The sequence below is a fragment of the Pseudoalteromonas sp. SANK 73390 genome (assembly GCF_054966645.1).
On record NZ_ARPN01000019.1, the window covers coordinates 1 to 3,450 of the forward strand.

5 protein-coding genes are annotated in these 3,450 nt (G+C 37.4%); all 5 read right to left on the reverse strand.

The window, feature by feature from the left end:
• Positions 1 to 39: 39 nt before the first annotated feature.
• The 5 genes from SANK73390_RS01990 to SANK73390_RS02010 all read right to left on the reverse strand — a co-directional run bounded on the left by SANK73390_RS01990 (position 40) and on the right by SANK73390_RS02010 (position 3,348).
• Complete coding sequence (locus SANK73390_RS01990) at positions 40 to 669, reverse strand: hypothetical protein (RefSeq protein ID WP_462762889.1); 630 nt, start codon at positions 667 to 669, stop codon at positions 40 to 42.
• 657 nt (positions 670 to 1,326) lie between these two features.
• A complete protein-coding gene (locus tag SANK73390_RS01995) occupies positions 1,327 to 1,599 on the reverse strand; it encodes a hypothetical protein (protein WP_462762892.1) in 273 nt (90 codons plus the stop codon).
• Between the two features lie 65 nt (positions 1,600 to 1,664).
• Positions 1,665 to 2,225, reverse strand: coding sequence for a hypothetical protein (locus tag SANK73390_RS02000; RefSeq protein WP_462762895.1), 561 nt, complete (start codon positions 2,223 to 2,225; stop codon positions 1,665 to 1,667).
• A gap of 28 nt (positions 2,226 to 2,253) precedes the next feature.
• Positions 2,254 to 2,793 (reverse strand): hypothetical protein, encoded by a 540-nt coding sequence (locus SANK73390_RS02005; RefSeq protein ID WP_462762898.1) that lies wholly within the window; start codon positions 2,791 to 2,793, stop codon positions 2,254 to 2,256.
• A gap of 114 nt (positions 2,794 to 2,907) precedes the next feature.
• Complete coding sequence (locus tag SANK73390_RS02010) at positions 2,908 to 3,348, reverse strand: hypothetical protein (protein ID WP_462762900.1); 441 nt, start codon at positions 3,346 to 3,348, stop codon at positions 2,908 to 2,910.
• Between the last annotated feature and the right edge of the window lie 102 nt (positions 3,349 to 3,450).

The window sequence follows — 3,450 nt, forward strand, 5'->3', positions numbered from 1 at the left end:
CGCAGTTTACTGCGTCCAAAGCTTGAGCGCCTTGTTAAATTACTTTTTCAGTTTTGCTCGAAGAAAATTACTAAGGAAGTAGAGCTTTTCACTACTTAGCCCCCAACCTAAATTCAGGCGTTTATCACCTTCGAGCGACAAATGCTTATGTTGTCGCGCACTACTCTCAGCCACTCTCTCAATATTTTTCCAATCAAACCTTCGGTACCACCCAATAGATCCAATTCCTATAAAAACCAGCGCACTTCCATTTTCATTACTTACAACGGTTCGCCCAAACAAGCTCATTAAACTTATAGTGATAAGTACAATACTACCGATTAAGAAAGGCAGGCCGAATAATGACTTTTCTAATTCAAACTCACCACTCAATAATTGAGATCCATATATTCCAGATAGTGAGCCTCCGGCCCAAACTAAAGTAAATGGCACTAAGAAAAGAGCCATTAAACTTCTATTAGAAGATTCAATTGACCAGCTATAGCCCTTATCACTTACAATCACACCTCGAACAGAGTTAGTAGCGTCAAATTTCCCACTAGGTGAGGACTCAAGCAATGAAGATAAGCTTGTTAGGTTTTCACAACTTGCGCAGTATGCTGTGTCTTTCCCTACATTAATATTTGCAGGCTCTATCGTTCTCTTACATCTACTGCAATTTACTTCCATTCTAAATTTTTACCTTGTGTAATTTAACGCCCCACTAAGGGGCAGTAATACGTAGGCTAAAATTAGGAGCGAAGCGACAGAGCCTACGTGTTACTGTCCCAGCGAGCGAAGCGAGAGCCTTGAGTGGTTTGTTATGCATATTTACGCCAAAGCCAAAAGGTGACATGACTTGTCAATGCCCAAGCATGGATAAAAATGCAGCAAGAAAAATATGCCGAACAAATGACCTTTCATAGTAGACCTTTTTATCGATAGTTATATCAACAAGGAGATTATTCTCGCTTAGGTAATTGCCCTTAACGTTTTCCCTGCAACAGCATCTTTAAATGACTGACACGTTTCATAGCTTTTTCTGGAACTAAGAGTCAAGCCGTTTAAAGAAAAGTAGCCCGTGTATTTGTCATACTTCTTGTTTTGTTTGCATGATAATACAGCGTCATCAAGCACTACCGATATAACTCTAGCATCTGAATTGACAAATAAAATTCTGCTACTTATTCCGACAAAAAATAGAAATGTCTATTTTCCGTTTGTGTTTCAGATCCATCTCAACTTAACCGATATGCATAACGCCTCATTAAGAGGCAAATAATTGTTGGCTAAAATAGGCGACGCAGGAGCAAAAGCCAACTGTTATTTGTCCTGTTAAGCGCCTTGTTAACTGTACTTTTGAATAAGATCGCTAACCCAATTTTTTAATTTAGGAATAACTACCTCATTCTCTGATTCAAAACCTTCTTCATCAAAGTAACCTTCCATTTCAATACGGTATTGCCAATCTCTAGATTCTTGAAGTACAGAATATGGAATTGCTTCAAGTGCTTCTATTGCATAGGTAAATCTAGCCGCAAACTCATCTCGCTCTTTAGGTGAAGCTTCATATTTTTCAATTTCAGCCAGTAATCTTTCTAAGATAGATTTGTTAGACATCCGATTCTCGAGCTACCTTGTACAGTTAACGCTTAAATAACCGGCGCAGCTTGCTGCGTCCGAGTTTATTGATTTGTTATATTTCTTAGTTTCTTAAAAAGTTCAGAATATACTCCAAGCTCTCTTTTAGTTAGGTTTATATTCTCAGAAAACTCAAGCTTATCATTATAGGGTGACCTATATCGTATACTCATGATCACATCCGGTTCTGTTAAAAATTTCATTGCCTCAATATTACATAAAGAGAAGTTGGCATCTGTGACTCTTACTAGCGGGAAATCTTTTCCTGATTGGATTGCTGCCCCCTTTCTTGGCCAACTCTCCCTGTAGCATCCTGGTTTAACATTGATAGAGTTGAAAAAACCTGATGATCCATCTTCTATAATATCGAATACTTTCCCATTAAAACTAAGCTTTATAGATTCGATAAAAGCAGTTCCTGTTCCGGCATTTTCTAGATATAAGCCAGTTTCTTTACCACCAGTTAATTTTGGGTTAACTTGCAAATGGGGCTTAACCGAAAGCTTGTTGTATTCCCGAATATCCCAAGCCTGCCAAACCGAAACAAATAGCGCGAAAGTAGAAATTGCTATCGCAATAATGCTAATCACTTTTTCCGAAGCCACTAATTTTCCTCATAAATATAACGCCTCGCTAAAGCGCGCGTATTTTTGCGTCGCCTTTCAGCGACTTGTTATGACTTTCGACCCATTTACCAATGCTCTCTATTTGGGTCTCTAAGTCTTTCTTTAAATGAGGCGCACTACTACTTGTCCAAGCATCATCACACCAATCGCAGCTATTATAGAGATTTCCTAACCAATCAGGATAGTAAGCAATGTTATCAGGCAGCCCCCTAGAAGCACCCAAAAAACCACCATCAATTTTACCTACGACTCTACAAACATCCATTGGAGTTACTTCATCATTTAGATACTTGGAAGCTACTTTTTTTAAGTGCTTAGCTGCCAAGATTTCAGCACTAATGGATTGTTGTGAAAAATCAGAATCTATTGCTCTAGACAGTTTTAGAAGAAGGTCTTCAAATTGATATTTATCAGCATCAAGTAATTCAAATATCTCTTCAGGAATATCATCATTATTTTCAATGTACGTGTAGGCCCATTTCTTGATCGATTCAAGATCAACTTGGTCATACCAACACTCAACTAATATTTCCTGATAATTTTTCATAATTCAATTTGAGTCATAACGCCTCGTTAAGAGGCAATAAAATTGTTGGCTAAAATAAGCGACGCAGGAGCAAAAGCCAACTGTTTTTTGTCCTGCTTTAACGACTTATTATAACTACTTTTCGTCTTCGTCATAAATTATTGATGCTAGCGCTGGACGAACTACAGCAAGAATTAAAACAATAATAACTAATGCTCCCATAACCAACTTAACTAATTTAAAGAACCAAGGTCTTTGCCATATTTTTCCTGTTTCCTCATCCACCTTTTTTTGTTTGATGAATTCATCGTAAGCTTTATTCAGATCTGTGTGCTTAGTAATTTCAGGGTATTCAATGACAATACCAATTTTAGCAAGTGAAACACGAGCTAGCTCTGATTGGTCTTGGTTGACGTAAAGCATATGGTTTTTAACATCCGCGTAGTAATAAATACGTTCTTGGTCTAATACGTCCGCGATTTTAACAGAGTCAACCAAACGCATGTCTTGAATTAGTGGTCTATAAATAGGGCTATCTTCATTTGCCCATTTAACAATAAAAATTGCAATAAGCATGGATACCGCTAAAACCAATAATAACTTGTACTCTTTTGTGATTAATTTACTAATTTTATCTCTCCATGATATCGATAATACTGCCAAACTTGCGAGTAGTTA

What these genes read in the sequence shown, in the direction of transcription:
- SANK73390_RS01990 (WP_462762889.1), bottom strand. Translation starts at nt 669, where the DNA reads ATGGAAGTAAATTGCAGTAGATGTAAGAGAACGATAGAGCCTGCAAAT.
- SANK73390_RS01995 (WP_462762892.1), bottom strand. Translation starts at nt 1,599, where the DNA reads ATGTCTAACAAATCTATCTTAGAAAGATTACTGGCTGAAATTGAAAAA.
- SANK73390_RS02005 (WP_462762898.1), bottom strand. Translation starts at nt 2,793, where the DNA reads ATGAAAAATTATCAGGAAATATTAGTTGAGTGTTGGTATGACCAAGTT.
- SANK73390_RS02010 (WP_462762900.1), bottom strand. Translation starts at nt 3,348, where the DNA reads ATGCTTATTGCAATTTTTATTGTTAAATGGGCAAATGAAGATAGCCCT.